A 4760-nucleotide genomic window follows, 5' to 3' on the forward strand; every position below is an offset into this window, starting at 1 on the left:
CTCGACAAAGATCATTGGTCAGAGGGCTACGTGTAGCCCCAAAGAATCGCCTAACACGCACCCTCACGGACAACGCAGGAACAGCGTGTAGCCCATCCCCGCTACCAACCTTCAAAAAGACGTGCGCTTCGTGCGAGCTACGCAGCTCTGATTTCATCAAGCAACTCAGGGTGACGATGGAGCACCTAGCTCACGCGTCGCGTCTCTTAAGGCGGTCGAGTGCTGCAGCTTGTTGGGCTGCAGTGTGATGGAGTCCGCTGAACCTATCAGTTAGGTCGGGCCGCAAAGGCAAGCAGATGCATGACGTTTTATCTGTAGCCAATCATCTGTAGCCAAAAACGGTAGCCTTATTGCCTTCGATTACACACTCCAAGCCGATTAATCCAGCGATCGCAGAAAGGGCGTCTACGTTTGTGGACGCAACTCGTTCGATGTATGCGAACAGGTAGGGGTCCATGCAACCACCTTCGATGTAGTTTCGAGCTGGGGACCAAACGACCGGACATTGAAAGACTTCTGGTCCGTCGAGAAGCTGAATCTCCAAAGGGACACGCTTGGCGATGACTTGAGCAAAGAACTCCTGCCACTTAGTGTCATTCGCCAACGCTCCCAGATTGCGCTGCGAAGCGAGTTTTTTTGCCTTTTGCCGCTCGTCTAGCTTTGCCATATTGAAGCCCAACTTGGGTATAGATGGCTCAAACGACGCGATACATCGCGTCAGGGGATGGCGCTTCGCGATTATTTTCGGTCATTCAAAGTGGTCGTCACATTGTGACATGAATTTCCAAGGGCAGAATAAGCAGCATCTCGTCACTGCTACCAGGTGTCTAAAACAGTAAGTCGTCAATGTCACGAGCGCCGTGCAGTACACGCGTGAGTTCGATGCCACCGGGCTCCGGTCGATAGAACAAGATGTAGTTCCCCACTGGGACGCTGCGAAGACCTTCGTGGATTTCGGGGCGGGCGCGGCCGAGTTCGGGGTTGGATGCAAGCAAGACGCTTTTTGCCACGAGCTTGTCGAGAAGCGCATCAGCAGCCGCGATGTTGTCGGCCGCGATGTAGAGCCAAATTTCCTCTAAGTCCTCCTCGGCAAGAGTTGTCTTTCGGACGCGGGGCAAATTCTTGTTACCGTGGTTGTGGTGGTTTCCCAAGACGTGCGCGGCCACGCCGCTTGATCTCCTCGGCGTCGAGTGTGCCGGCGTCGCCGCTCGCGATACCGGCCTGAATATCTGCTCGCAACTGATCGAGCTTCATCTTGTTGAAGCGGTCCTTTTCTTCCATCAGGCGCAATGCCTCGCGCACAACTTCGCTTGCCGAGGAATAGAGACCGGTTGCCACCTTGTCGCGGACCATGGCTTCGAGTTCAGGCGTGAGATTGACGTTCAAGGTCATGTCGGTAGCCCTCCTGGGGGGATGGTCCCCTCTATAGGGTCATTGTCCATTATTGTCAATGATGGACAACAATAGAGGTACCCAGGGGCGCTGTCCGTAAACTCTGACCCGGCCGCTAAGGCCAACTTTACTTGAGCCGGACGGACTGCGGCACCGGAGGAACGGGCCACATCACGCCCCCGCTACCAACCTTCAAAGGTGATAAACCCGCTGTCAGCGATGCTGGCAGCGGGTTTGTTTTTTCTGAGCGTCGCTGATTAAGACCTGCTCTTCAGGTCATCACCGCTACCGGCCTCTTTTCTCAAGTTGCCGAAACCGCGGTGGCCGAGTTTTTTCTCCATGCCTTTGCCCAGTTTGTTCGGCTTGCACAGCAGGCAGCCGGCACGTGCGGCTTTGGGGCGGCGACGGCGATGATGGCTCATGAGTCCTCCAGCTAGTGCTCTCGTGAATTCACAATCTTACCCACGCCGCGCGAGCGAGGGTCGGCGGCTGCTTCCAGTTGGGCGCCGTTGAGGCGGATCGCCTGGATGTCGCCCATTTCCCCAGGGAACTCTAGGCGTTGCAATACAGGCTGGCAATTGCTGGCCAACAGGGCCGGGAACGTACCAGGGGCGCCCAACCGCCATCCCCGCCGAAAAAATTCAGGCACGCCGACACAGGGGCTTCTGCTCTATGCTTTCCACGTGGTGTGGAGAGTTTCATGGCTGATCGCGCGGCCCGGTTAGCGTGGTTCAAATCGATTGTTTTGCCGCATGAGGCCGCGTTGCGCCGTCATGTGCGCCGGCTGGCCGCTTACAACTTGGATGCCGACGATATCGTCTCTGAAGTGCTGACGCGTGCCTACGCGACGGCGGACTTCGAACGGATCGATCGCGGCCGCGGCTTCTTGCTCACCATTGCTCGCAATTTGCTGACGGACATGGCGCGGCGCCAGTCGGTGATTTCGTTCGACCTGGTGGCGAACCTGGAATTGCTGGATATCGCCGACGATGCGCCTTCCACTGAAGCTGTGGTTTCCAGTCGCGACGAATTGCGCCGGCTGCAGCTTTTTGTCGACAGCCTGCCATTGCAATGCCGGCGGGTGTTCTTGTTACGTCGGGTAGAGGAGTTGTCGCCCGGCGAGATTGCAGAGCAGTTGCAGTTATCCGTATCGACGGTGGAGAAACATCTGGCCAAGGCGATGGCGTTGTTGACCGCCGCCATGGCGGATTGCGACCTGGTAGCCAGTGCCAAAGGGTTTTCATGGGGCAGGAAGCGAAAAATTTGAATAGCGCGGCAGCCGAATGGCTCGCCAAGCTACAGCACGGGGAGCTGTCGTCGGCGGACCAGGCGGAGTTCGATCGCTGGATGGATGCCAATCCGGCGCATGCCGTTGCGTTCGCGCGCGCCGAGCAGGCGTGGGAGCAGGCAAAACGTTTGCAAGCACTGCCAAAGACCAATGTATCCGCGACGAAGTCCGCAGCTCGCCCGCACTGGGCGATTGCGGCAAGTGTGTTGGTTGCGGTGCTGGGCTTCGCGTTTTGGTATTTCGTGTGGGAATCGCGCAGTTACAGCACCGACGTCGGTGAGCGTCGCAGTGTGATGCTGAAAGACGGCAGTCAGATCAATCTCAATACCGCCTCTCGCGTTGAAATAGACATGAGTGAGCAGCAACGTACCGTGCGTCTGGTGCGAGGCGAAGGGCTGTTCAAGGTAGCGCACGATCCGACGCGGCCGTTCGTCGTCATGGCGGGCAACACAGCGGTACGTGCGGTCGGCACTGCTTTCAACGTGCGCATGCGCGGTGAGCAGTTGGTCGAAGTTACAGTGACCGAAGGTATCGTCTCGGTGGGTGATCGACGCATCTCTGCTGATTCGACGGCGGTGGTGGCTGCAGGCGCGGTGAGTAGCGCGACGCTCGAGAAAGATGAACTACATCGCCGAGTGGCGTGGCGCGAAGGTGTCATCGAACTCAAAGGCGAGACGCTGGCGCAAGCGGTCGACGAGTTCAATCGTTACAGCAAACGCAAGTTGGTGGTCGCCGACCCTGCCATCGCGGCCATTCGCGTCGGTGGTCGATTCGAGACCGACGAAGCGGACAAGTTTCTGAATGCCATCACCACCAGCTTTGCGATTCGGGTGGTCGCAGCGGAAAACGATCAGGTGTTCTTGTTGGGCCGGCCGTAGTTGTCGTATTCGATAGCGGTTTGGCAGAGGTGGCTCGTTTTCTTCTCATGTCGGATCACAAAAGATATGGGGAGAGCATCGTGCCGAGTCGATCGATTTCTGCCGTGACGCGTGCTGTGCGTCGTAGTCTCACCGTGGCTGCGTTGGGTCTGGTCGCTGCGAGCGGCGTATATGCCGCCGAGCTGAGCGACGCAATTCGCCGCTTCGATATTCCTGCGCAAAGTACCAGCGACGCGCTCAATCAATTCTCTCGACAGAGCGGGCTGCGACTGTTCTTCGCCTACGATGAATTGGCGGGCAAGCAGGCCGATGCGTTGCAGGGCGAGTTCACTGCGGCCGAGGCGCTCAAGAAATTGCTGGCGGGCAGCGGTCTGGAGTACGAGGTCAACGCCGATTCAGTGGTGCTGATCAAGCGGCCGGGCAGGTCGGCTGCGGATGCTTCTCCCAGCGCCTCGCTGGGACTCACCGACGAAGTCGTCGTGATCGGCAAGACCAACACCGCGACTAAACTCGATCTCACGGTGCGCGAGACGCCGCAGTCGGTCACCATCATCGACCGCCAGCGCATCGAAGATCAGAACACTACCGAGATCTCCAAGGTGTTGGATCAAACCGTCGGCCTCACCTATCGACAGAGCGGCCCGCTGGGCGCAGATAACAACAACATCATGTCGCGCGGCTTCTACCTGAACAATTATCAGGTGGACGGTGTGGCGCGCCTGTCGAACTTCGGCTTCTCGAACGACATCGCCGACATGGCGTTGTTCGAGCAGGTGGAGGTGGTGCGCGGCGCCACCGGTTTGCTCAGCGGTATCGGCGAGCCTTCTGGCACCGTCAATTTGATGCGCAAGCGCCCGACGACGAGTTCCTCAGGCTATCTGTCGGCACAGTTCGGTACCTTCGACAGCTATCGAGTGGAGGCGGACGCAAGCAGCGCACTTACTTCGGGTGATCGCGTTCGTGGCCGACTGGTTGGCGCGTATGAGGACAGCGACTCGTTCGTGGATCGGCTCAATCTCACGAAGAAAGTGGGCTACGGCATCGTGCAAGCGGATCTGACCGACTCGACGGTACTGACTGTCGGTGTGGAATATCAGGAGCATCGTAGCGAAGGCGCTGCACGCTTCGGTTCGGCGCTGTATTACTACGACGGCCGCGAGACTAACTTTCCCCGCTCGGTGAATACCGCCGCCCGCTGGAGC

Annotated in this window: 7 protein-coding genes; 3 read left to right on the top strand and 4 right to left on the bottom strand. The window is 58.3% G+C overall.

Annotation, left to right across the window (positions count from 1 at the left end; translation table 11 throughout):
- Nucleotides 1-322: 322 nt before the first annotated feature.
- The 4 genes from JNL55_RS27050 to JNL55_RS27065 all read right to left on the bottom strand — a co-directional run bounded on the left by JNL55_RS27050 (nt 323) and on the right by JNL55_RS27065 (nt 1814).
- Nucleotides 323-667 (bottom strand): hypothetical protein, encoded by a 345-nt coding sequence (locus tag JNL55_RS27050; RefSeq protein WP_293861904.1) that lies wholly within the window; start codon nt 665-667, stop codon nt 323-325.
- Between the two features lie 160 nt (nt 668-827).
- Entirely contained in the window at nt 828-1166 is a 339-nt protein-coding gene (locus JNL55_RS27055) for a type II toxin-antitoxin system RelE/ParE family toxin (RefSeq protein WP_293861907.1), read from the bottom strand.
- Nucleotides 1126-1392 (bottom strand): type II toxin-antitoxin system ParD family antitoxin, encoded by a 267-nt coding sequence (locus tag JNL55_RS27060; protein ID WP_293861910.1) that lies wholly within the window; start codon nt 1390-1392, stop codon nt 1126-1128. Before JNL55_RS27060 ends, JNL55_RS27055 begins: the two co-directional genes overlap by 41 nt.
- A 257-nt stretch (nt 1393-1649) precedes the next feature.
- Nucleotides 1650-1814 carry a hypothetical protein gene (locus JNL55_RS27065; RefSeq protein ID WP_293861913.1) on the bottom strand — a complete coding sequence of 55 codons (165 nt, stop codon included), beginning with the start codon at nt 1812-1814 and terminating at the stop codon, nt 1650-1652.
- Nucleotides 1815-1951: 137 nt separating this feature from the next.
- Between JNL55_RS27065 and JNL55_RS27070 the strand changes: the two genes are divergently transcribed.
- The 3 genes from JNL55_RS27070 to JNL55_RS27080 all read left to right on the top strand — a co-directional run.
- Entirely contained in the window at nt 1952-2659 is a 708-nt protein-coding gene (locus JNL55_RS27070; protein ID WP_293861916.1) for an RNA polymerase sigma factor, read from the top strand.
- Nucleotides 2656-3558: a FecR family protein gene (locus JNL55_RS27075; RefSeq protein WP_293861920.1), complete on the top strand. Its 903-nt coding sequence runs from the start codon at nt 2656-2658 to the stop codon at nt 3556-3558. The genes JNL55_RS27070 and JNL55_RS27075 overlap by 4 nt, the downstream gene beginning before the upstream one ends.
- Before the next feature lie 80 nt (nt 3559-3638).
- Nucleotides 3639-4760: TonB-dependent siderophore receptor (locus tag JNL55_RS27080; protein ID WP_293861923.1), on the top strand; the 1122-nt coding region annotated here is incomplete at its 3' end.

The organism is Steroidobacter sp. (assembly GCF_016790065.1).
Taxonomy (GTDB): domain Bacteria; phylum Pseudomonadota; class Gammaproteobacteria; order Steroidobacterales; family Steroidobacteraceae; genus Steroidobacter.